This window comes from Salinivibrio sp. MA440, from assembly GCF_001996265.1.
Taxonomy (GTDB): Bacteria; Pseudomonadota; Gammaproteobacteria; order Enterobacterales; family Vibrionaceae; genus Salinivibrio; species Salinivibrio costicola.
In genome coordinates this window covers 34,516-57,613 of record NZ_MUFI01000005.1, presented here as the reverse complement: position 1 = coordinate 57,613, position 23,098 = coordinate 34,516, and the positions used below count along the sequence as shown (strand labels likewise).

General features: G+C 50.5%; 18 protein-coding genes and 1 tRNA gene. 3 read left to right on the top strand and 16 right to left on the bottom strand.

Features of this window, described 5'->3' with window-relative positions:
• Nucleotides 1-19: 19 nt before the first annotated feature.
• Entirely contained in the window at nt 20-1,882 is a 1,863-nt protein-coding gene (locus BZG80_RS02555; protein ID WP_077678667.1) for an MFS transporter, read from the top strand.
• On the opposite strand, the gene BZG80_RS02550 is transcribed toward BZG80_RS02555, so the two are convergent.
• Genes BZG80_RS02550 through BZG80_RS02525 form a run of 6 tightly spaced genes read right to left on the bottom strand, consistent with a single transcriptional unit; the run spans nt 1,879 to nt 9,050 of the window.
• Nucleotides 1,879-3,264 (bottom strand): AMP-binding protein, encoded by a 1,386-nt coding sequence (locus tag BZG80_RS02550; protein WP_158011520.1) that lies wholly within the window; start codon nt 3,262-3,264, stop codon nt 1,879-1,881. The two genes, BZG80_RS02555 and BZG80_RS02550, sit on opposite strands and share 4 nt — an antisense overlap.
• Nucleotides 3,261-4,265, bottom strand: a complete 1,005-nt coding sequence (menC, locus tag BZG80_RS02545; protein ID WP_077678665.1) for an o-succinylbenzoate synthase — start codon at nt 4,263-4,265, stop codon at nt 3,261-3,263. The genes BZG80_RS02550 and menC overlap by 4 nt, the downstream gene beginning before the upstream one ends.
• Before the next feature lie 8 nt (nt 4,266-4,273).
• Nucleotides 4,274-5,140 (bottom strand): 1,4-dihydroxy-2-naphthoyl-CoA synthase, encoded by an 867-nt coding sequence (gene menB / locus BZG80_RS02540; protein ID WP_077576286.1) that lies wholly within the window; start codon nt 5,138-5,140, stop codon nt 4,274-4,276.
• 60 nt (nt 5,141-5,200) lie between these two features.
• The gene (gene menH, locus BZG80_RS02535; protein WP_077678664.1) at nt 5,201-5,983 is read right to left on the bottom strand and encodes a 2-succinyl-6-hydroxy-2,4-cyclohexadiene-1-carboxylate synthase; all 783 of its coding nucleotides are present in this window, start codon (nt 5,981-5,983) and stop codon (nt 5,201-5,203) included.
• Nucleotides 5,983-7,752, bottom strand: a complete 1,770-nt coding sequence (menD, locus tag BZG80_RS02530) for a 2-succinyl-5-enolpyruvyl-6-hydroxy-3-cyclohexene-1-carboxylic-acid synthase (protein WP_077678663.1) — start codon at nt 7,750-7,752, stop codon at nt 5,983-5,985. Before menD ends, menH begins: the two co-directional genes overlap by 1 nt.
• Nucleotides 7,752-9,050, bottom strand: a complete 1,299-nt coding sequence (locus BZG80_RS02525; RefSeq protein ID WP_158011519.1) for an isochorismate synthase — start codon at nt 9,048-9,050, stop codon at nt 7,752-7,754. Before BZG80_RS02525 ends, menD begins: the two co-directional genes overlap by 1 nt.
• 292 nt (nt 9,051-9,342) lie before the next feature.
• Here BZG80_RS02525 and BZG80_RS02520 point away from each other — a divergent pair, with 292 nt between their 5' ends.
• Entirely contained in the window at nt 9,343-10,563 is a 1,221-nt protein-coding gene (locus BZG80_RS02520) for a pyridoxal phosphate-dependent aminotransferase (RefSeq protein ID WP_021022257.1), read from the top strand.
• A gap of 76 nt (nt 10,564-10,639) precedes the next feature.
• Nucleotides 10,640-11,269 carry a tRNA-uridine aminocarboxypropyltransferase gene (locus BZG80_RS02515; protein ID WP_021022256.1) on the top strand — a complete coding sequence of 210 codons (630 nt, stop codon included), beginning with the start codon at nt 10,640-10,642 and terminating at the stop codon, nt 11,267-11,269.
• Here the strand turns inward: BZG80_RS02515 and BZG80_RS02510 are convergent.
• From BZG80_RS02510 to BZG80_RS02465, 10 genes are all read right to left on the bottom strand, one after another.
• Nucleotides 11,259-12,614 (bottom strand): anti-phage deoxyguanosine triphosphatase, encoded by a 1,356-nt coding sequence (locus BZG80_RS02510; RefSeq protein WP_077678661.1) that lies wholly within the window; start codon nt 12,612-12,614, stop codon nt 11,259-11,261. The genes BZG80_RS02515 and BZG80_RS02510 overlap by 11 nt on opposite strands.
• A complete protein-coding gene (gene yfbR / locus BZG80_RS02505) occupies nt 12,604-13,206 on the bottom strand; it encodes a 5'-deoxynucleotidase (RefSeq protein WP_021022254.1) in 603 nt (200 codons plus the stop codon). Before yfbR ends, BZG80_RS02510 begins: the two co-directional genes overlap by 11 nt.
• Nucleotides 13,207-13,316: 110 nt before the next feature.
• Nucleotides 13,317-13,625, bottom strand: a complete 309-nt coding sequence (locus BZG80_RS02500; RefSeq protein WP_021022253.1) for a ComEA family DNA-binding protein — start codon at nt 13,623-13,625, stop codon at nt 13,317-13,319.
• Between the two features lie 212 nt (nt 13,626-13,837).
• Nucleotides 13,838-15,721 carry a peptidylprolyl isomerase gene (gene ppiD, locus BZG80_RS02495; RefSeq protein WP_077576280.1) on the bottom strand — a complete coding sequence of 628 codons (1,884 nt, stop codon included), beginning with the start codon at nt 15,719-15,721 and terminating at the stop codon, nt 13,838-13,840.
• A 169-nt stretch (nt 15,722-15,890) separates the two neighbouring features.
• Nucleotides 15,891-16,166, bottom strand: a complete 276-nt coding sequence (gene hupB / locus BZG80_RS02490; protein WP_077460346.1) for a nucleoid-associated protein HU-beta — start codon at nt 16,164-16,166, stop codon at nt 15,891-15,893.
• Nucleotides 16,167-16,352: 186 nt separating this feature from the next.
• Nucleotides 16,353-18,725: an endopeptidase La gene (gene lon, locus BZG80_RS02485; RefSeq protein ID WP_077460345.1), complete on the bottom strand. Its 2,373-nt coding sequence runs from the start codon at nt 18,723-18,725 to the stop codon at nt 16,353-16,355.
• 138 nt (nt 18,726-18,863) lie between these two features.
• Nucleotides 18,864-20,141, bottom strand: a complete 1,278-nt coding sequence (gene clpX / locus BZG80_RS02480) for an ATP-dependent protease ATP-binding subunit ClpX (protein ID WP_077576279.1) — start codon at nt 20,139-20,141, stop codon at nt 18,864-18,866.
• Nucleotides 20,142-20,285: 144 nt separating this feature from the next.
• Nucleotides 20,286-20,909: an ATP-dependent Clp endopeptidase proteolytic subunit ClpP gene (gene clpP / locus BZG80_RS02475; protein WP_021022248.1), complete on the bottom strand. Its 624-nt coding sequence runs from the start codon at nt 20,907-20,909 to the stop codon at nt 20,286-20,288.
• A 277-nt stretch (nt 20,910-21,186) separates the two neighbouring features.
• A complete protein-coding gene (tig, locus tag BZG80_RS02470) occupies nt 21,187-22,491 on the bottom strand; it encodes a trigger factor (RefSeq protein WP_077678660.1) in 1,305 nt (434 codons plus the stop codon).
• Between the two features lie 340 nt (nt 22,492-22,831).
• A tRNA-Arg gene (locus BZG80_RS02465) sits at nt 22,832-22,908 on the bottom strand.
• Nucleotides 22,909-23,098: the final 190 nt, after the last annotated feature.

Genomic DNA, 23,098 nt, shown 5'->3' with positions numbered 1-23,098 from the left:
AAAATGGACCAATGCACTCATGAGCCAACAGTTTCAACTTTTGCGCGAGCGACGCTTTTTGCCTTATTTTATTACTCAGGCACTGGGCGCCTTTAACGACAACGTTTATAAAAACGTATTGGTGATTATGGTCGCGTTTGCCTCCGCAGATCAGCTCCCTATGGATGCCACCTTATTTATCAATGCGGCTGCCGGGCTGTTTATTCTTCCCTTTTTCTTGTTTTCAGCGTTTGCTGGTGAGCTTGCCGATAAACACGATAAAGCGAGGATTATTCGACGAGTAAAGTGGCTGGAAGTGCTGATTATGTCTTGTGCAGCCGTCGCACTGTATGTCCAAGCGTGGATCATCCTCTTGGCGCTCTTGTTTTTAATGGGCACTCAATCGGCCTTTTTCGGTCCGGTGAAATATGCGCTGTTACCGCAAACCTTGAGTGATAAAGAGCTGGTCTCTGGCAATGCGTTGGTGGAAACGGGGACATTTTTATCCATTCTGCTCGGGACATTATTAGCGGGCTTTATCGCCCATCATCCTGATTCCAATCTTATTGCGGGGATTGCGGTACTCGTCTTTGCTTTACTGGGGGTGCTCTCCGCTCATGCTATCCCCCCCGCGCCAGCAGGTAACCCCGGACTCAACTTACGCTACAAACCCGTATCACTGATGCGGCAAACCTTGCGCTTTGCGCGTAAAGATAAGGTAACCCTGCAAGCGATACTAGGCATAAGCTGGTTTTGGTTTTTAGGCGCAAGTTATCTCACACAATTTCCGAAATACACGGCACTGCTCGGGGGCGGTGAAACAGGTGTCTCGTTTTTATTGACGCTATTTTCGATTGGGATCGCGGTCGGCGCATTATTGTGCGACAAACTCTCTGGCCATCGTATCGAACCTGGGATTGTGCCATTGGGCAGCATCGGTTTAACGGTGTTTGGACTGCATCTATTTTTTGCTACTCCGGCCAACCCAACACCTCACGCCGATTTGCTCGCTTTTGTCACCGACCCGGCGTTAACTTGGGTGTTTATTGATCTGCTGATGATCGGCGTTTTTGGTGGCATATTTATTGTGCCCCTGTATAGCTTGATGCAACAACGCGCCGATAAAGCCGCACGTGCGCGTGTGATTGCCGCGAACAATATCTTTAATGCCTTGTTTATGGTAGCCAGTGCCATACTGGGGATCACCATGTTGGTGGTCGTTGAGCTCTCGATTGCTGAATTTTTCCTGTTGCTCACCTTACTCAATCTGGTGGTCGCGCTTTACGTCAGTAAGCTCGTGCCTATTTTTGCTCTACGCTTTTTTACCTGGATGATCACGCACACCTTATACCGAGTGACGCACAAAGATCTGCACCATATTCCCGACAAAGGGGGCGCACTGCTGATTTGTAATCATGTCAGTTACATGGATGCCCCTTTACTCGCGGGCGCCTGTCATCGCCCTATACGCTTTGTGATGTTTGAAGATTTATACAAGATCCCGGTTCTCCATTGGTTTTTCCGCACCTCAAAAGTGATCCCTATTAGTCATCGTGGCCGCACAATTCGTACCGCGATGAATGAGATCCAACGTGCGCTGGATAATGGCGAAGTCGTGCTCATTTTCCCTGAAGGACACCTTACTTATGATGGGGAGGTTGATCAGTTCCGCCGGGGTATGGACATGATATTGCAACGCTCACCGGTCCCCGTTGTGCCCCTTGCATTGCAAGGATTGTGGGGCAGTTACTTCAGCCGCCATGGCGGCAAAGCGATGTTAAAGCTTCCAAAACGGTTTTGGTCTAAGGTGACGGTTGCCGCCGGGCCAGCGGTTGAACCTGAGCAAGCAAATGCTGACTATTTGCGTGACGAAATGATTCGCCTCCAAGAAGATAACGCTTAACTCTTCATATAAGCTTGCGCCCATTGGGCCAAAGCGTGACGAGACGGTTTGATTTGGCCGTCTTGTTGCGTCTCAGGCCAACAAAGGTAATGTGCTGGGCGCTGATACGGCGCCAGTGAGGCACAATGCTCGGCCAATATTTGGGGCGAAAAAGGGCTCGCGCTCTGCACAATGGCTAGTGGGCGATGACCGAATTCGCGATCGACAATCGGGACAACCATCGCTTGCGTCACGCCTCTCAACCGCTGTAAATGCGCTTCGATCGCTTCAGGTTGAACATTCTCGCCGCCGCAAATAAATTGATTATCTAGACGTCCGACAATGCGTAGTACCGATACCGCCTGCTGGGCCTGCCAACGGCCGAGATCCCGCGACGCAAGGCCTTGCTCGGCATCTAAGCGGTGTAGCTGGCCCGCTTGCCAATATCCCAAAGCTAACGTCTCACCACGATGGATAATCTCACCATCGTCACGTATCTGCACATCACGATAAGGCAGCGGCGCGCCGACATCATCTTGACCATCGGCACGCTTTAACGTCACGGTTGATGCCGTTTCCGTCATACCATAGCCGCACCAGCAGGCAATGCCCATCGCTTCGGCGTCTTGGGTTAAAGCGGTGGGGATCGCCGCACCGCCTAATAATACATGGACCAAACGCCGTGGTTCGGCCTCGTCCTTCAATGCGGGCAAGACACGATAGAGCTGGGTTGGGACCAGTGATGCATGGGTCACCCGTTTTAACGCATTGACTAAGTGCTCGCCTCGACACGGATAAATGCCAAGCTCCCCCCCGGCTAACAACCAACGCCACACAATGGCAAGACCAGAGACGTGATAAAGCGGTAAAGAAAGCAACCAACGATCCGGCGTTTGAGAGGCACGGACGCCTGTAAACGGTAGCCGCTTTGTCAGACCGGCAGCACTGGCAAGATGCTGACGCGCGCCGTGTACCACCGCTTTGGGCGCGCCAGTCGATCCTGACGTCAAGGTAAGGGTTAACGGCATGTCGATATGCCAAGGCGCCATATTGCGTGCCGATTGCGCGTCAGGCACCGATTGGTGAGTGTGGGCCCATTGAAAAGGACCTAGATTATCGAGCACTGCCGTTTGTACATCCGCACTTAATGCCTGATTTAACACCAAGGTTTGTTTACCGGCTTGCCAAGCAGCCAACAAGGTGACCACCAAAGACTGCAGGGCATCGTGGCTATTTAATACCACCACTGGCGCATCATTGAACGTCCGATGCTGGGCATCGACTAAAGCACGCAACGCCTGCCATGTGAGGGGGGTCTCGCTATCTATCGCGATGGCATCAGGCGCGTCAGCCGCCCAGTAACGCCACGGCCAGGTGTTAAAAGCAAAGCATGGCGACGTCACAAGGTATTGACCCAAATTAACGGCTGGTCATCGAGTGGAATCAAAGGCTGATTGGCGCCAGGCCAGGTTCGATCCAGCTGTTGTTCAAACACGCACAAAGTATCGAGCCCAGGCACAACATTCGGGGTGAGCGAGCTGGCAACGCGCGATAATTGCGTCAGTCCCAAGCTGGTTTCAAGTGATGAGCTAATAACGGCTATTTTACCGAGTGCGTGTGCGCGTGTAACGGATTGATTCACCTGCGCGAAATCACCCATCATTGTTGGTTTGATCACCCAAGTCCTTACATGATCACTTTCTTTTAACCCTGTGTCGTCGCTATCTCGCAAGGTTTCATCCCATGCTAATGGCACCCCTAATGCCTCTGCTTGAGCAAGAGACTGATAAGGATCACAACAGGGCTCTTCAATCCAGCTTATTCGCGCTTGATGCGCCTGACTCAGACCACACCAAAAGGCCGCAAGTTGTTCAGGCCGCCAACGACGATTGGCATCAAGACGCAACCTAAGGTGAGGAATGGCATCGAGCAACGTGGTCACCATTAAGCGATCACGCGCCACTTCATACTCACCCACTTTAACTTTGGCTTCATCGGATGGATCATCCGAGTGCGGGCCACCCGACACATGTCCCAGTGCGGCGAATAGCGCGTCCGGATCGCCGGTACACACGGGCACCGTCTGAAACGAGGACGGGGTCGGCAAGCGTTGATCCAATTCCGCTTGGGCAATGCTTAACCCCCATGCAACCGAAGGTGGCAATTGGGGCATGGCGATATTACGGTGATCACACCAAACAGCAGTCGCGGCAATCAGAGCGTGCCGTGCTTCGGCGAAGGTTTCCTGACTAAATCCAGGCAAAGGGGCAATTTCGCCCCACCCGCGTTGTGCGCCTTCGCTTAATTCCACCACCAAGCCTTCACGCTGGGTTAAACGCTGGTCACGTAAAAATAGACCGGCAGTGACCGGCAAGGTGTATTGATATATCCGTGCCTGTCTCATAAAGACCTCTATGGGTTGCGTGGGAAACGATCAAACTCTGGCCGACGTTTCTCGTTAAAGGCATTTCGCCCTTCTTGCCCTTCGTCGGTCATGTAAAACATCATGGTGGCGTTGCCGGCTAATTCTTGAAGCCCTGCTTGACCATCGCAATCGGCATTGAGTGCCGCTTTTAAACACCGCAATGCCATTGGGCTATGCTGCAGCACCTCGCGACACCAGCGTACGGTCTCTCGCTCGAGCTCGTCCAAGGGCACCACTGTATTGACCAGTCCCATGTCCAACGCTTCTTGCGCATTGTAAAAACGGCAAAGGAACCAGATTTCACGCGCTTTTTTCTGCCCCACAATCCGCGCCATATAAGAGGCCCCCCAGCCGCCGTCGAAACTGCCTACTTTGGGGCCTGTTTGACCAAATTGGGCGTTATCGGCCGCAATGGTTAGATCACACATCATATGCAGAACATGACCACCACCGACAGCATAACCGGCAACCGCGGCAATCACAGGTTTGGGACAGGTGCGGATCTGACGCTGGAAGTCGAGCACATTCAGGTGATGAGTGCCTTCGTCGTCTTGATAGCCGCCATAATCACCACGTACCGATTGATCGCCCCCAGAACAAAATGCTTTTTCGCCTAAACCGGTCAGAATGATCACGCCTACTCGGCTGTCATAGCGCGCATCAGCGAGCGCTTGCATCATTTCTTTAACGGTTTGCGGACGAAACGCATTACGAACCTGAGGGCGGTTAATGGTGATACGCGCAATACCATCGGCGGATTTGTGATACAAAATATCGCTAAACGTTAGCTCAGTCGGCATCCAGTCAATGGGTGCATACAGTTCTTGTTCGGTCATTCCCGGCGTTACAGCCATGGCTTTCCCCTTAATTGGTTGATGGGGTACAAGGCCCCGAAAATTGGAAGATAAAAATCGTTACGCTGATAACCGGTCGTTATCTGATAGCACCTGCACAAACGACGACGGATTGGCCCAATGACAATTATGTCCCGCCCCTTTTATCAAAGTGAAGGGGATCCCGGTTGTGCGCTGTAGCGAGTGGGCCAACGAGATAAACTTAGGATCTTGCTCCCCACAAAGGTAGTCAATCGACAACCCTTGTCGCAACGCATCACCTAATGCGGGACGCAGATCAGCTTGCCGACCGAGCGATGTGGCATCGAGCATAGCGGCAATCGCGGGCCCATGGTTGTCACCACGCACTGTCATCAGTTTGGCGCGCTGCGTCGCATCAAGGGATTGAAACACCGATTGCTGATACCAATCGTTTAATACCATCGAGAGCGGCTCATGCGTAAAGCGCTGAGCCCAGGCTTGATCGTGGGCCAACCGTTGATGACGTTCATGGCGATGCAGTAAACCAGGGTGTCCCGCTTCGAGGAATACGCCCTGCCAACGAGCTGGATACGCGGTGGCTAAATGCATCGCGATGCGCGCACCAAGCGAATACCCCACTAAATACGCTGGCTGATTCCCCCACACCTGGTCACAGGTCTGGCGCACCGCGTCGACAGTAGTGGTAAAATCAACGCTTGGACAATCAACACTGTCACCATGGCCGGGTAAATCAAGACAGAGCCAGTGACAAGCTTTTAAGCGCGAGGTAACACCTTGCCAATCTTGTTGACTCCCCAGCAAACCGTGCAAAAAAACCACCTTGGGACCGTCCACCTTGCCCCCCTGCTGATACCCCAGCATCACCCCTCCTGCGCTGCCATATTGGCAAGTTGCTCTGTTAAGATTTTCCCCGCTTCACCCGCGGGCGTCACCACTTCAATCACATCAGTCCCTGGTGTATTAAACGCTTGGACGAGCGCAGCAGCGAGATCAGATTCGCAGGTTGGTTGTTGATAGTTCAAGGAAAACTGCGCGGCAACCTGCTCAAAGCGCAGACCGTGCGGCATGCGATAATAGGCGTCACAAAGCTGCGGATCGACTGGCAAGGAATCAAAAATGCCGCCGCCATTGTTATTGAGGATAAGCATGGCTGCCGGGGCAGCCGTCTCACGCCATAGCGCAAGACTATTAAGATCGTAAAGCGCGCTCGTGTCGCCAAGCACCACCAGCATCGGCTGACGTCGGCATCGCTGAACGCCTGCAGCGCAGGCAAATAGCCCGTCAATGCCTGACGCACCGCGATTGGCAAACACCGGATAGGCGCCAAGTTGCGACCAAATATCCGCCAAACGAATCGCTAGGCTGTTGCCGATAAAAATATCGACGTGCTCGGGAAGCATCGTGGGTAATTGTTGAAATAAGCGGTGCTCTGACAGCAATGAGGGAGAAAGTCTGTCAGTCGCTTTCTCCATCTGTGCTCGCGCCTCATTCGTCAATGTTTGTTGCCAAACAAGGGGCGAGTCCGCCGACGAGGTGAGCCCTTCAGACGTTGAGCACGCCGCACTCACCTGGTCAGTCAGTGCATCAAGCCATAACGACCAGTGGCGCTTGTCGACAACGCACTGTTCAACCGCCCGATGATGAGGGTCAAGTGGCTGCGCGCTATCCGTCACCAACCAATATTGCGCCGAGGTTTGCGCCAACCATTGTCCCAAGCGTTTTGACACTAAACGCCCGCCGAGCTGGATCACCCATTGCGCCTGAGACAACTGCGCCTGCAAGTTGGGATGGTTTAACCAAAGATCGTAGCCAGGTGCCGTGCTCGTGATGCCCGATTGCGGGTCGGCTAATACCACCGCATTCAGCGCTGTGGCTAAGCGGTTAACCGATGCTGATAATCCGTGCGGCAGCGCACCCGCCACAATCACCGTTTTTACGGGGCGATCGGATGGCAAACTGGGCGGGAGGCTATCTCGCTCTATCGGCGTAGAAAACCGTCCATGATGGCGCGTATAGCTTTGTTGGCTTTGATACCAGTTAGCAATCGGCGCACGGATCTCAGCCTCAAGCGCTGCATCTCGTTCGCCATAGAATGGCTCTCGAAACGGGCAATTAATATGCACACTGCCACCACGTGCCGCTTGATGGGCAAGCACCTGATCCACCTTGGTCAATAAAGCACTCAGTGGCATCCCCGCGTCTGGCGTAGGTAAATCCAGTTGGGCAGTAACATGGGACGAAAACAGATCGCGCTGCACAATCGCTTGGTTCGCCCCGCAATCGACCAATTCAAACGGACGATCTGCAGACAGAATAATTAATGGCTCACCGGTTAACCCGCTCTCGACTACCGCAGGCAAACAATTCGCCACCGCGGTTCCGGAAGTGACAATCACTGCCACCGGTGCCTGTCCGGCTTTGGCTAAGCCTAAGGCAAGATAACCAAGACCACGTTCATCAAAGTGACAATGTAAGGTCACCGGACGCTGAGGGTGCTGACTTTGTTTCACGGCGGCCAGTGTGAGCGGCGTCGATCGCGATCCTGGGGCAATACAAATATGTTTGACGCCCAAGCGCGATAACTCGTCGATAAGGGTTTCGGCCCATATATGCGTGAGTGTCAGCGACATTAACACACTCCAACAATGGCGTCGTCGTGCTCGTGAGCATGACGATAAGGGAGACACTGACGCATGGTCGTCAGTTTGTTATCTAACTCATGCCACTCAGCCTCAGGATCAGAGCCGGGAACAATTCCTGCCCCCGCAAATAAATCCACCGTATTATCGGTCAATTGCGCGCTTCGGATCGCCACACAAAATTGGCTTTCACGTTGTGAAATATAGCCCACGGCTCCACTGTAACGACCGCGTGTGATCCCTTGTTCGGCGAGAAACGCGCGGGCCGTATCACGAGGAAGTCCCGCCACCGCAGCAGTCGGTTGAAGCGCGCCCAAGATCACACTGTCATCGACACCAGGACCAACGATGGCACTAATACGACGACGCAAATGCTGAAGATGACGGAGCACAATCAAATGGGGTTCAGGATCAACGGTAATCGTTAACGAATGACGCCGTAAGCCGGCAAAAATATCATCAACGACCAACTGATTCTCATGAACGTTTTTACTGTCGTTTAGCAACCACTCACCGAGATGATGATCTTCACTAAAGCTCGCGCCGCGACGTACGGTGCCCGCGACCGCTTCTGTGGTCACGCGACAATCTCGACGCCGATAGAGTCGCTCTGGGGTCGACCCGACAAAAGCATCGTCCGGTCCCGTTGCGAACAGAAAATGGAAACTCTCGCTGTTATGTTGTTGGCTGTGGCTAAGAAGCTGTCCACCGCTCACCGTCCCGTCCAAGGTTAAACGGGTTTGCCGCGCAAGCACCACTTTTTTCAGCTCAGTGTGGGCCATGTTTGACAATGCACGCGTCACCGAGTGACACCATTGATGATGGTTTGGGGTATGTACTTCTTGACGGATCCGTCCAGCCATCGGCGCGAGGGGGCGGCCTTGCCAGATAATTTGGCTGAGAATAGCTTGGCTGTCGGTTTCAGCGATAAGATTGACACAAAGCTGCCACTGCTTATCGCGACGAATAAGCTCCACCACGGGAAGAAAGAAATCACCACTGCCTGGTGTATCATCAAACGCAACGCATCCCCAGATTCGCTGCTCGGGTAATAAGCTAACCTGCGCCTGCTGAATTTGCGTAAACTGACGACAAGCGCCCAGTACTAGCACCTCTTCCCGGCCATCACGCGACTGCCAATAGCTTTTCGGGTAGACAGGCTGGGCGTCTAGCCACGCAATCGGTGATAAATCTCCTGGCCAAGTAAAATCGGTTTGCAACTGTGTTGGCGCTTGACTGATCGCCAACTGGCTTTGCAAGTGATTGGCCGCTTGAATCAAGGTAGTCACGACATCCTCCAACCGCCTAGGCGGCAGTCCTATTCGCAAGTCTGTACCTGCTGCTATTTATGTAGCACGTTATTCTTGCTTGTCAGTCTAACCTGTCAGGGCATAAGACAAATATGCGCTAGATCAGTCTTCGGTTAAAATTGGCTGATTTTTTGCCGACACAAGCGAAACAGCACTCGATTCAACCAATGCTTATCAAATCGATCAACCATCTTTCGAAGAGGGTGAGAAATAGTGTAAGTTACTTAAAAAGCCTAATAACAATTTTCACCTTTGATTGACAGGAAGGGTAATGCAACCAATCGGTATGTCCGCCAAGCTGGATAATGTCTGTTATGACATTCGCGGCCCAGTGATGAAAGAAGCCAAACGGCTAGAAGAGGAAGGCCACCGGATTTTAAAGCTCAATATCGGCAATCCTGCGCCGTTTGGTTTTGATGCCCCAGACGAAATCCTGGTCGATGTGATTCGGAATTTGCCGACCTCGCAAGGATATTGTGATTCGAAAGGCCTTTATTCAGCCCGAAAAGCCGTTGTACAGCACTACCAAAAGCGCGGCTTGATGGATCTGGATGTCGAAGATGTCTACCTGGGCAATGGCGCCTCCGAACTGATCGTCATGGCCATGCAAGCGTTACTGAATAATGGCGATGAGCTACTCGTGCCCTCGCCGGATTATCCACTTTGGACAGCCGCAGCATCGTTATCAGGCGGTAATCCAGTCCACTATCTGTGTGATGAGGAGTCTGATTGGTATCCAGATTTAGACGATATCAAGCGCAAAATTACGCCAAAGACTCGCGGACTGGTGTTGATTAACCCCAATAACCCGACCGGCGCCGTCTATAGCCGTGACTTTTTGTTGCAGGTTGTCGAGCTGGCCCGCCAGCATAATTTGATCATTTTTGCCGACGAGATTTACGATAAAATTCTCTATGACGGGGCGCAGCATTATTCTATCGCTACCCTCGCTCCCGATGTGCTTTGTTTGACCTTTAACGGTTTGTCTAAAGCGTATCGAGTCTGTGGTTTTCGTGCCGGTTGGATGCTCGTGACCGGGCCCAAACAGCATGCGCGTGGTTATATCGATGGGCTTGAAATGCTGGCGTCGATGCGCCTGTGTGCCAACGTACCGATGCAGCATGCAATTCAAACTGCGCTCGGCGGCTATCAAAGCATTAACGAATTGATCCTGCCGGGCGGTCGATTACTGGAGCAGCGCGACAAAGCCTATGAGCTGATCAATCAGATCCCTGGTGTCAGTTGTAAAAAACCCAAGGGAGCATTGTATTTGTTTCCTAAAATCGACACCAAGCGCTACAGCATCCATAACGACGAAAAGCTGATGCTCGACTTTTTGTTGCAAGAAAAAGTCCTCATGGTGCACGGCACCGGCTTTAACTGGCAACAGCCGGACCATTTCCGGTTAGTCACGCTCCCGCGGGTGGATGATTTGGAAATGGCAATCAGTCGTTTTGAGCGTTTTCTCTGCGGTTATAGCCAAGCCACCTAACGGCTTGATCGACCTTGCGTTTATTATCAAGCAGCGGTAAAACGCTGCTTGATTCCGTTATTAAACAGTGACCATCATGTCTCGATACTGCTCATCTTGCCATAAAGCGAAAGCCATTTGCGTATGCGATGCCATTACACCAATCACCAATACAATCCCGGTGATTATCTTGCAGCATCCCGATGAAGTCTCGCACCCGAAAAACAGTGCTTGTTTACTCGCGTTAGCATTAGAGCATTGTGAGCGTTGGATAGGAGAAGATTTTAGCGAGCACCGCGCGCTGAATGAAAGGCTCGCACGGTCCCAGCGCCGCTACGCAGTGTTATATCCGGGCGAGCATGCTATCGCTCTATCATCGCTGACCAAGCCATTAGCATCAGCCAAAGAAAGCGGCCGCGAGATACCATGGGGGATCATATTACTCGACGGAACATGGAAAAAAGCTTACAAACTGTATCAGTTATCAAAGAATCTCCATGATTTACCCACAGTCAAGATTACCACCATGCCACCGAGCCAATACACCATCCGCAAAAGTAGTAAGCTAGGGGCCCTTTCGACCCTTGAGGCCGGATTTGCTGCACTGAGTGAGTTAAGTGGTGATCGTGAACATTATCAGCCCTTACTCACAAGCTTTGAGGCGATGATCGAACGCCAGCTTGCCTTTATGCCGGTATCATCCAATCATCCCCGTCCTAGCGAATAGCGTACAAAGGACCGTTGCTCGCGGCGGTAAACATGGTGCTGTGTAGCTTCTGGGCAAAACTGTCTGTCATCGACGATAAGTAATCGGCAATCACGCGCATGCCCGACTCCCCTGCGGTTTGTGCTGTTAACCAATCTTGTCGATAGTCTTTAGGCAACAGGCGCTCGGGATCAGAGGCAAAAGCGTCAAACAACTCCATCACCAATTGCTGACCTTTATACTCAACCACCTGAAGCTCAGGCTGCTTCACTACAAATTCACTGACAAATCGCTTCAGTACCTCCAGCACGCCAGCCATCACCTCGGTTAGATAGGCGTTCCAGGCTAACAAAGGAGACGTAAAGCGGTAGGTACCATCTTGAACCGTCGGGGCCACCTCGACGGAGGTTAATAAGGTGTTGACCAAGGCCCCGATCGCATCTTTGCGCTCATACGGAGGACCGAACATTTGTTCGCTCAGTTCACCAATATTGGCTTCTAACCAAGGATCGCCGCATTCAGCGATATAACTTGCCACGGCCTCTTGCCACTGCTCACGGGTGACCAATCCCATCACAATTGCATCTTCTAGATCATGGACGCCATAAGCGATGTCATCCGCTAACTCCATAATGGAGCAATCCAACGACTTATAACGCGTCTTGCGATGCTGGTCAGCAGGCGTGTTGTCTCTGAACGTCAAAAATAACGCCCGATCGGCGGCACTGAACGGCTCAAGTACCCAGTTTCGGCGTACACTGTCATGATCATAAATACCTTTAGCAGGTTGCCAATCACGCGCTTTGAGATGACGAAAGTCGCTGACAGGCGTTGGCTGTGAACCATTGTGTGCGGCGCTGATAAACGCGGGGTATTTCATTACGCCCAGCAAAGTGCGACGCGCCAAGTTCATGCCATGATGTTGGGTATAAGGTTCAAGCAGCGTCACGATCCGAAATGTCTGGGCATTGCCTTCGAAGCCACCGTCGTTTCGCATCATATAATTTAATGCCACTTCACCACCGTGCCCGTATGGCGGGTGGCCAATGTCATGGGCAAGACATAAGCTTTCCATCAGCCCAGTAGACGGTAAAAGTGGCCGAAACTCAGGCTGTCTTTCTTTAAKCTGCGCAACAATGCCGGTGCCAATTTGTGACACCTCGAGCGAGTGGGTTAAACGGGTGCGATAAAAGTCGCTATGCTCAGCCCCCAACACCTGTGTTTTGGCTTGTAAGCGACGAAATGCGGCTGAATGTAAAATACGCGCACGGTCACGCTGATAAACGGTACGCTTATCGTGACGGCGCTTCTTGTTCTCATTGCTCATCTGGCGTGTTTGCCAGGTATCTGGTAGTTCAAAATCCATCGTCACTGATCTCATCCAGCGATAAGGTGAAGCTATCCACGAAGGTGGCCATAAAATAATCGGTGGCTGGAGAACGACGCTTTTCTAGTGATGCTTCAAGTCGCTTCTTGGCTTGCTCAAATTCATGGTTACCGGCGGCGATTTCTTCCAAACACTTTAAGTAAGCACATAAAATATCCGCTTGTTTCACCAACAAATAATCATCTGGATCAATATGGTCTGAATCAATTAACCCGCTGTATTCATCCTGCAGCTCTGGCGGCAGCATGGCGATCAACTTTTTCTCCGCCATTTTCTCGATTTTTTTATATTCAGCGGCAATCGACGGATTAAAGTATTTGACCGGGGTGGGTAAATCGCCTGTGATGACTTCGCTACAGTCATGAAACATCGCCAGTACCGCAATACGTTCTGGCTGGTACTGCCCTTCAAAACGTTTATTGTGAATAAGCGCTAAGGCGTGGGCGACAAACGCGACTTGTAAACTGTGTTCAGAGATATTTTCGACGGAAACATTGCGCATCAAAGGCCAACGGTAAATAAGCTTCATCCGGGCAAGATGAGCAAAAAAGTGACTTTGTTTGTGAGTCATTGCGTCCTGCTACTTTCCTACAACCAGATTTCATTGTGTGCATTCCGGCCGGCAGACACAAGGATTATTCGCGCAAAGACGGTGACGCCTTTGCGCTGAACTCTCCATCACTATGACGACACGTTAATCCGGTCGCGGTTTTTCTCCAGTGTCGATGCGCCAATGCCTTTTACTTCGACTAAATCGTCTGGTGAGGCGAACTTTCCGTGTTTCTGGCGATAGTCGACGATGGCTTTCGCTTTGGCAGGGCCAATACCGCGGAGCTGCTCTGAGAGGATTTGTACACTGGCAGTGTTAATATCCACCGAGCGCGTCTCAACCTGTTCAGAGGACTGAGACGCATCTTGACTGGCGCTTAGCACAGTGGGTGCAGTCACTAGTGCCAACACAAATAGAATACTGGATAGTAGGTGTTTCATTTTTGATCTCCATGTCATCAATATCGCCGACACGGTAAATCACTGCTTGCGCCTTTTCATGTCCCCGCAAACAGAAAAACGACGCAGGACAAAATCCTAGCGTCGTTTTTCTATTTTCACACAAACGAATGCGAGAGACGTCTAACTCTCTGCGATCCTGTTAAGCGCTCACGCTGAGCGCTTTCTCGCGTTTAAACGCTCACTGCACTCGCTTATTGTTGTGCGTCAACCTCTGCATAAGTCACATCCACTTGCTCACGCAGCGCTTCGAGTGTGGCAGACAAAGACATATTGCTCATCGCACGTGCAACGCGATCGGCCATTTGGCTTTGTGGGCTAATGTCTGGCATCGCAGGGTTAATCACGTTATCCAGCGCAACCACCACAATATCGCCCTGACGGTTCTGCGTCACCCCATAACTTGCGCCTGTATCGTTAGGCTGAGGCAACGAGAAAGCGAGCTCCGACACCGCTTGCTGCTGAGAAACACGATTGATCACTTGCGCATCACTGAACACATAATCACCCTGATCTAGCGTACCGGTCTGCTCAAGTTGCGCGACCAATTGGTCCGCTTTTTCTTGCGCCTGCTGACGGCCTTTTTCTGCCGCGAGCGTCGCCTGCACCTGGTCTTTTACTTCGGCAAAACTCAATTGCTTTTCAGGCTTCACATCGTCGAGACGCACTACAATCGCGTGCTCACCTGACAGCTCAATCAGCTCAGAGTTAAGGCCATTTTCACGCACATCATAGCTATCAAGCGCTTGCTGAATTTGAGGGCGCGCCATTAAGCCTTGGGCATTATCGAGCGCAAAGTAATCCGTAAACTGCACCTTCGCATTCACCGCCTCTGCGGCTGGCTCAAGGCCATTCGCCTCTTCAAACGCCACTTCAGCCAGTTGCGTTGACTGTGCATAGAAACGATCCGCCGCTTGCTCTTGTTGCAGAGCAAGACGAATGTCGTCTTTTACGTCAGACAATGGCGTAACATCGGCTGGGTCAATGTCATCTAAGCGAATGATATGATAGCCGAAATCAGATTTAACTAAGCCACTAATATCGCCTTTTTGCGCCAGTGCGTAAGCGGCTTTTTCAAACGCAGGATCCATCACACCGGGTTCAATCCAATCCAATGATCCGTTTTGCTCGGCACTAAAGGTGTCATCAGAAACTTCCTTGACCAAGGTCGCAAACGCTTCACCTTGATTGAGGCGATCTAACGCTTGTTGAGCACGAGCTTTGGCGTCGTCTCCTGTTCCTTCAATTAAGATGTGGCTAACCTTACGGCGCTCTTGTGAGCCATACTGAGACTGGTTGTCTTGGTAGTAAGTGGCGATGTCTTCATCCGTGACTTGAATGTCACTGGCTAGCCCTTCACCGGTTAATTCCACATACGCAACTTTCACCATACGTGGCTGAATATAATCATCACGATTCGCTTGGTAATAGGCTTCCAGCTCCTCATCCGTTAACGACACCTGGTTGGCAAAGTCCTCAACTGGCAAGGTTAAAGTGCGCACTTCACGGCTCTGTGCTTCGAGACGGTATAAGCTTTCCAGTTCGCTAGGTAATACGAATGCGGTTGTTTGTAAGCCATTGACCAACTGCTGGCGCATTAAATCTGTGCGCATATAGTTAGCAAATTCATCTGCACTCATACCGGTTTGACGCAATGCCGCTTGATAACGCTCGTTATTAAACTGACCCGCCTGACGGAATTGAGGCATGGCACGGATCGCCGCTTTCACTTGTGCGTCACTGACGCGTAATCCTAATTCACTGGCTTCGTGCTCTAAAAGCAAGTCATTCACCATACGATCAAGAATATTTTGGCGAAAACGTTTTACGTATTCGGGGTTACCGAGAAGCTGATTGAATTGCTCGCCCGCTTGTTGCTGCATACGTGCACGCTCATTTTGATACGCGCGATCCAGTTCCGCTCGGCTAATTTCTTTATCACCGACGGTTGCAGCAGGCGGTGTGGATCCACCGGCCAGATAACTACCGACACCGGCAAAAGCAAAGGAAAAGATAATAAGGCTTAAAATGATCTTAACCGGAAGACTATTGGTGCCTTCGCGTATACGTTCCATCATAACGGGCCGGTACTCCAACTGGTTTGGACTGGTTGTTTTTCAACTAAAAAGGCGCATCTTTTGATGCGCCTTTACGCTCTTGTGCACCGAATTATACGCGGTTGTTAGTGGCTTTGCAGCTCCAACACCCTGTCAAACGCGAATAATTCGGCACGACCTCACGTGATAATTACTCGTTTACCGCGTCTTTTAACGCTTTACCGGCTTTAAAGCCCGGTACTTTTGCAGCGGCAATGTCAATTTCAGCACCGGTTTGCGGGTTACGTCCCTTACGTGCGGCACGTTCGCGCACTGAAAAGGTACCAAAACCGACGAGTGCGACTTGATCACCTGACTTGAGTGTGTCAGAGACAGAGTCTACGAACGCATCCAGTGCTCGCCCCGCCGAGGCTTTAGAAATATCAGCACTCTCTGCAATATGATCAATCAGTTCCGACTTATTCACTTTTTCATCCCCTTAAATAACTTCTCCGCAAATCCTATGCGCATTGCGGTTTCAATAACAGACGCTTTGTCGACGCAAGACGTTGTAAGCAACTGCCTGCCCCATGCAGACAGTACGCCAGAGCAACGTTAGCGAGCAAAAAAAACGCTGACAAGCCTTTTGCGGTCTGTCAGCGTTTTACGTTGCTTAATTTTGCTGCATGTCACTCTTTTCAGCGTCAACCAGCTCAATCCCAAGCGGATTATTCACTAATGCAATGGTTAACACGTCATCAATCCATCGTACTGGATGAATCGATAATTCTTCTTTCACATTGGCTGGAATGTCTTCCAAGTCACGCTCATTTTCTTTTGGAATCACCACCGTTTTGATCCCACCGCGCCGTGCCGCTAGCAGCTTCTCTTTCAATCCACCAATCGGAAGCACTTCGCCGCGCAGCGTGATTTCGCCAGTCATCGCTACGTCGGAGCGCACTGAGTTACCCGTGAGGCTTGAGACCAAAGCTGTACACATCGCGATGCCCGCGCTGGGGCCGTCTTTCGGTGTCGCACCTTCTGGAACGTGCACATGGATGTCACGCTTTTCATAGAAGTCGCTATTAATCCCCAACTTATCGGCTCGGCTACGCACCACTGTCATGGCCGCTTGCACCGATTCTTGCATCACATCACCCAATGAGCCGGTATGTGTCAGTTTACCTTTACCAGGCATGGACTCGGTTTCAATCGTTAACAGATCACCGCCCACTTCGGTCCAAGCGAGACCGGTAACTTGACCGATACGATTTTGCTCATCGGCTTTACCATAATCGAAGCGACGCACACCCAAATAGTCGGATAGATTGTCATTGGTTACCGTGACTTGCGTTAGGTCTTTATCGAGCAAAATTTCTTTAACCGTTTTACGGCACAGCTTAGAAATTTCACGCTCTAGATTACGCACGCCCGCTTCACGAGTGTAGTAACGAATAATGCCGATAATCGCCGAGTCTTCGATAGTGATCTCGTGCGGCTTCAAACCATTCCGTGAAACTTGTTTATCCACTAAATGACGCTTGGCAATATTCAGTTTTTCATCTTCGGTGTAACCCGATAAACGAATCACTTCCATCCGATCCAACAATGGGCCAGGGATATTCATCGAGTTCGATGTTGCTACAAACATTACATCAGAAAGGTCATAGTCCACTTCTAAGTAATGATCGTTGAAGGCGTTATTTTGTTCGGGATCCAACACTTCTAACAACGCAGAGGAAGGGTCGCCACGCATGTCAGAGGAGACTTTATCAATCTCATCCAACAAAAATAGTGGGTTACGCACGCCAACTTTTGACATTTTCTGGATCAATTTACCGGGCAACGAACCGATGTAGGTACGACGATGACCTCGGATTTCCGCTTCATCGCGAACCCCGCCCAGTGCCATACGGGTATATTTACGTCCCGTTGCCCGAGCGATAGATTGCCCCAAAGACGTTTTACCGACACCCGGAGGGCCGACTAAACAAAGAATCGGACCTTTTAGTTTTTTCATCCGGTTTTGAACCGCGAGATACTCCAAAATCCGGTCTTTGACACGCTCAAGGCCGTAATGATCGGCATTCAATACTTCTTCAGCGCGCGCTAAATCTTTCTTCACTTTCGAGCGTTTCGCCCAAGGTACGCTGATCATCCAGTCAATATAACTGCGTACCACTGTGGCTTCGGCAGACATCGGCGACATCATTTTAAGCTTTTGCAGTTCTTGCTCGGTTTTTTCCCGTGCTTCCTGCGGCATTTTTGATTCTTCGATTTTCTGCTTTAGCGTTTCAAACTCATCCGGCGCATCGTCTAGCTCACCCAGTTCTTTCTGGATGGCTTTCATTTGCTCGTTGAGATAATACTCGCGCTGGCTTTTTTCCATCTGTTTTTTGACGCGACCACGGATCCGCTTTTCGACTTGCAGCAAGTCAATCTCAGATTCCATCATCGTCATCAGATATTCTAGACGCTCGGAAATATCAACAAGCTCAAGAACTTGTTGCTTATCTTCAAGCTTAAGCGGCATATGGGCCGCAATGGTATCGGCGAGACGGGCCGCCTCTTCAATCCCATTTAGCGACGTCAGTACTTCCGGCGGAATCTTTTTATTGAGCTTAATAAAGCCTTCAAACTGGCTGATCGCCGTCCGTACCAGGACTTCTTGCTCGCGCTCATCCAAACTTGGCGTGGTCAGATAATCAGCTTGCGCGGTGAAGAAATCGTCTTCACTAAACTGGTCAATACTTGCACGCTGCATCCCTTCGACCAGAACTTTTACCGTTCCATCTGGAAGTTTAAGAAGCTGTAGGATGGTTGCTACCGTACCAACGGTATATAAATCTGAGATACTTGGGTCATCGGTTGCCGCATCTTTTTGCGCCACCAATAGAATCTGCTTATCGTTGTCCATCGCCGCTTCAAGGCAGCGTATCGACTTTTCCCTTCCCACAAAGAGCGGGATCACCATGTGAGGATAAACCACCACATCCCGAAGTGGCAGCACCGGAATGTCAATGCGCTCGGAACGCTCCAAGTTCATATGCTTCTCTCTTCCGTTCAATCTGATTAAGAGTATATGGGGTCTGTTGGACAGGTTTCAACGGCTCAACCGTCAGAAAATAAAAAAGGGAGTGATAACTCCCTTTTTTCTTTATCGCTGATAAAACAAGTGAAAGCGTTATTCACCGCCTGCGGCTTGATTCTCAGTGTGCTCATACATCAATAGAGGTGCGGATTCGCCTCGGATCACTGAGTCATCAATGACGACCTTGGTCACCCCTTTCATGGATGGCAGATCATACATAGTATCTAGCAGCACAGATTCCACAATCGAACGCAAACCTCGTGCACCTGTTTTGCGGGTCATCGCTTTTTTGGCGATCGCACGTAGGGCGTCATCACGGAACTCAAGCTCGACACCATCCAGCTCAAGCAGCGCACTGTATTGTTTGGTGATGGCATTTTTTGGCTCACGCAAAATCTGTACGAGTGCGTCTTCGTCAAGCTCTCTAAGCACAGCAGTCACTGGCAAACGGCCGATAAACTCAGGGATCAGGCCATATTTAACCATATCTTCTGGTTCTACTTTACCGAAGAACTCATCGACTGACCGTTCAGTCGCGCCTTTTACTTGCGCGCCAAAACCAATGCCAGAGCCGGTATCAACACGCTGCTCTATCACTTTGTCTAGTCCTGCAAACGCACCACCACAAATAAATAGAATTTTCGAGGTATCAACCTGGAGAAACTCTTGTTGTGGATGTTTACGTCCACCTTGTGGCGGGATCGATGCAACCGTTCCCTCGACCAGTTTAAGCAGGGCTTGCTGTACGCCTTCGCCAGAAACATCACGGGTAATCGATGGATTATCCGATTTACGTGACACCTTGTCGATTTCATCGATATACACGATGCCGCGCTCTGCTTTAGCGACGTCGTAGTCACACTTTTGCAGCAGCTTTTGGATGATATTTTCGACGTCTTCACCCACATAACCGGCTTCGGTTAATGTCGTTGCGTCAGCCATCGTAAATGGCACATCCAAGAAGCGGGCGAGGGTTTCAGCCAGCAGTGTTTTACCACTCCCTGTGGGGCCAATCAGCAGGATATTACTCTTACCTAGCTCCACGCCCTCGGCGCTTTTATCGCCGTTTCGCAAGCGTTTATAGTGGTTGTATACCGCAACCGAAAGCACTTTTTTGGCTTGCTCTTGGCCAATGACATAATCGTCCAGATGCTCGCGAATTTCGCTTGGCGCAGGCAAAGAATCACCTTCACGCTTCGGCATCACTTCTTTGATCTCTTCACGGATAATGTCATTACATAGGTCAACACATTCGTCACAAATGTAGACCGATGGCCCAGCAATTAACTTGCGAACTTCGTGTTGGCTCTTACCACAGAATGAGCAGTAAAGCAGCTTTCCGCTTCCACCGTCTTTTCGCTTGTCTGTCATTCGCTAACCTCTTTGGGGCACTTGCCCGTCGTTGCCTTATGTTGAGTTTACAACAAATCGGCCACTTTTTCCGACCCAACAACCATCAAGCCTTGGCTAATGAGCGAAGTTTGTCTCATTTCAACGCTCTGCGGCGAATTGGGTTTAGTCTCGTTGACTCAATACGGCGTCAACTAAGCCATAGTCCACCGCTTCTTGCGCCGCCATGAAATTATCACGGTCAGTATCGCGCTCGATCACTTCCATCGGCTGGCCAGTATGTTCAGCCAATATAGTGTTGAGACGGTGCTTCGTTTTGATCATTTCCTGCGCATGAATTTCAATATCAGACGCCTGGCCTTGGAAGCCCCCTAGCGGCTGGTGAATCATCACGCGCGAGTTTGGTAAACAATAACGCTTACCTTTGGCGCCACCCGCAAGCAGGAAAGAGCCCATCGAACAGGCTTGGCCTGTACATAAGGTGCTCACGTCCGGTTTAATAAACTGCATGGTGTCATAAATCGCCATCCCCGCAGTCACCACGCCGCCTGGTGAGTTAATATACAGATAAATGTCTTTTTCTGGGTTCTCAGATTCCAAGAACAGCATCTGCGCCACAATCAAGTTCGCCATTTGGTCTTCCACTTGCCCTGTCAGGAAGATAATGCGTTCTTTGAGTAGGCGAGAGTAAATATCGTAAGAGCGCTCACCGCGCGAGGTTTGTTCCACCACCATAGGGACAAGGGCGTCCGTAATGGGTGGCATGGCATTTCTATCTTGATGGCTCATAACGTAATATCCCTAATCGAATTTGTTATCACTCTTGCCTTAACCAAGGTTTAGCACAAAATGCTGTAACAGGTCACTAAAATCTTATATCGGTGTATGCAGCTTGATGATCCATCGAGAGTTTTTACTTAAAAACAAGGCTCTCTAACGTCGATTGGCTTCATCACCATTGCGACCAATAGATGGAAAAAATGGCCCGAATGACAAGTCATTAGGGCCATTGTAAGCAGATACGTTTACGCAGTGTCAATAAAACACAGACGTTTTTTAATCCGAATTACGCTTGCTGAGAAGCGTTCATTAGATCACTGAAACCGACTTCAGCTTCAGTAACGGTTGCTTTTGCTAATAACGCATCGATCGCTTGCTCTTCAAGCGCAACGTTACGCATATTTTCCATCAGCTTCTCGTCTTTTTCATAGTAAGCGACAACTTCTGATGGGTCTTCATACGCAGACGCCATTTCTTCGATCAGTGCTTTAACGCGCTCATCATCGGCTTTAAGCTCTTCAGACTTGATCACTTCGCCAAGCAGTAGGCCGACGCTAACACGACGCTTCGCTTGCTCTTCAAATAGCTCACGCGGTAGCTGAGAAGCGCTATCCATGTTGCCACCAAAACGTTGTGCCGCTTGCTGACGCAATGTGCCAATTTCTTGGTCAATCAAGGCTGACGGTACGTCGATTTGGTTTTGCTCAACCAGACCGTCCAGTACTTGTTCTTTTACCTTGTTTTTGATCGCTTGCTTGAGTTCGCGGTCCATGTTTTTGCGTACTTCCGCTTTCAGGCCTTCAACACTGCCATCTGCAATGCCGAAGCGCTGAACGAATTCTTCTGTTAGCTCAGGCAGCTCTTGCTCTTCAACTTGATGCAGTTTAATCGCGAACTGAGCCGCTTTGCCTTTCAAGTTTTCAGCATGGTAGTCTTCAGGGAAGTTCACATCGATGGTGAATTCTTCGCCCGCTTTTTTACCAACAAGACCGTCTTCAAAGCCTGGGATCATGCGACCCTGACCCATTTCTAGCTGGAAGCCTTCGGCTTTGCCGCCTTCAAATTCTTCATCGTCGATGGTGCCGACGAAGTCCAGCGTCACACGGCTGTTATCTTTCGCTTCGCCTTCTGCTTCTACCCAGCTCGCTTGTTGCTTGCGCAAGGTGGTGAGCATTTCTTCAACGTCGCTTTCTTGCACGTCCGCTTTTGGCTTTTCGACGCTGATCGCGTCTAGGCCTTGTAGCTCAACCTCTGGATACACTTCAAAGTCAGCTTTAAATACCAGATCTTTTCCTGCTTCGTTCTCTACAGGGGTAAAGGTTGGTGCGCCCGCTGGGTTCACTTTTTCTTGGATCATCGCTTCAATAAAGTGACGCTGCATCACTTCGCCCAGCACGTCTTGACGCACGGTAGCACCGTACATACGTGACACCATTTTCAATGGCGCTTTACCTTTACGGAAACCATCAAAACGACGATTCTTAGCGATATTGCGTAGCTCTTTAGTGACTGCATCATCGATATTGGCAGCAGGCACTGTGATGGTCATTTGGCGCTTAAGGCCTTCGGTGGTTTCAACGGTAACTTGCATTATAAATTTAACCTCAAATTTACTCAGGGGTACTGAGTGATGTTTACCAGTTTGACTGGTGGCATCATCCGAGCTATGAGTCCGTCATAGCCCCTGCGAATCCGGATACACGCAATTGGCGTATCGAGCTATCTCATCCGAGACTGAAAATTAAGACGCGCTATTATAGCGGCACCCGTCAACTGAGTCGAGACAAGGGGCAACCGATGGCGTTTCAATATCGAAATTGGGGTGATATCTCACAATTCAACCGCGTAAGATCACAGATTTTACTGTTTTGTGCGCGATTGATTATTTTCAGAGCACTCAGACAAGGCAAATACGGGGAGACGCATAAAAATGGCGCGCCCTACAGGATTCGAACCTGTGACCCACGGCTTAGAAGGCCGTTGCTCTATCCAACTGAGCTAAGGGCGCAATAACGATATGCAGCGTGGATTATAAAGCGACGTCAGGTCCCGTCAACGCTTTTCCCTAAAATGTTGACCTAGTTGCTCAAAACCGCGCCATTTTATTGTCAATCACCACCTATCGCCTTTTGGGGCCACTTTGCCAACCTAATGACGCGAAGGGCTAGACAATGACGTGATATTCTCTCTCAATAGGA

Coding starts and splice junctions, on each gene's coding strand:
- BZG80_RS02555 (WP_077678667.1), top strand. CDS start 20: ATGAGCCAACAGTTTCAACTTTTGCGCGAGCGACGCTTTTTGCCTTAT.
- menC (WP_077678665.1), bottom strand. CDS start 4,265: ATGAGACAGGCACGGATATATCAATACACCTTGCCGGTCACTGCCGGT.
- menB (WP_077576286.1), bottom strand. CDS start 5,140: ATGGCTGTAACGCCGGGAATGACCGAACAAGAACTGTATGCACCCATT.
- menH (WP_077678664.1), bottom strand. CDS start 5,983: ATGCTGGGGTATCAGCAGGGGGGCAAGGTGGACGGTCCCAAGGTGGTT.
- menD (WP_077678663.1), bottom strand. CDS start 7,752: ATGTCGCTGACACTCACGCATATATGGGCCGAAACCCTTATCGACGAG.
- BZG80_RS02520 (WP_021022257.1), top strand. CDS start 9,343: ATGCAACCAATCGGTATGTCCGCCAAGCTGGATAATGTCTGTTATGAC.
- BZG80_RS02515 (WP_021022256.1), top strand. CDS start 10,640: ATGTCTCGATACTGCTCATCTTGCCATAAAGCGAAAGCCATTTGCGTA.
- yfbR (WP_021022254.1), bottom strand. CDS start 13,206: ATGACTCACAAACAAAGTCACTTTTTTGCTCATCTTGCCCGGATGAAG.
- BZG80_RS02500 (WP_021022253.1), bottom strand. CDS start 13,625: ATGAAACACCTACTATCCAGTATTCTATTTGTGTTGGCACTAGTGACT.
- ppiD (WP_077576280.1), bottom strand. CDS start 15,721: ATGATGGAACGTATACGCGAAGGCACCAATAGTCTTCCGGTTAAGATC.
- lon (WP_077460345.1), bottom strand. CDS start 18,725: ATGAACTTGGAGCGTTCCGAGCGCATTGACATTCCGGTGCTGCCACTT.
- clpX (WP_077576279.1), bottom strand. CDS start 20,141: ATGACAGACAAGCGAAAAGACGGTGGAAGCGGAAAGCTGCTTTACTGC.
- clpP (WP_021022248.1), bottom strand. CDS start 20,909: ATGAGCCATCAAGATAGAAATGCCATGCCACCCATTACGGACGCCCTT.
- tig (WP_077678660.1), bottom strand. CDS start 22,491: ATGCAAGTTACCGTTGAAACCACCGAAGGCCTTAAGCGCCAAATGACC.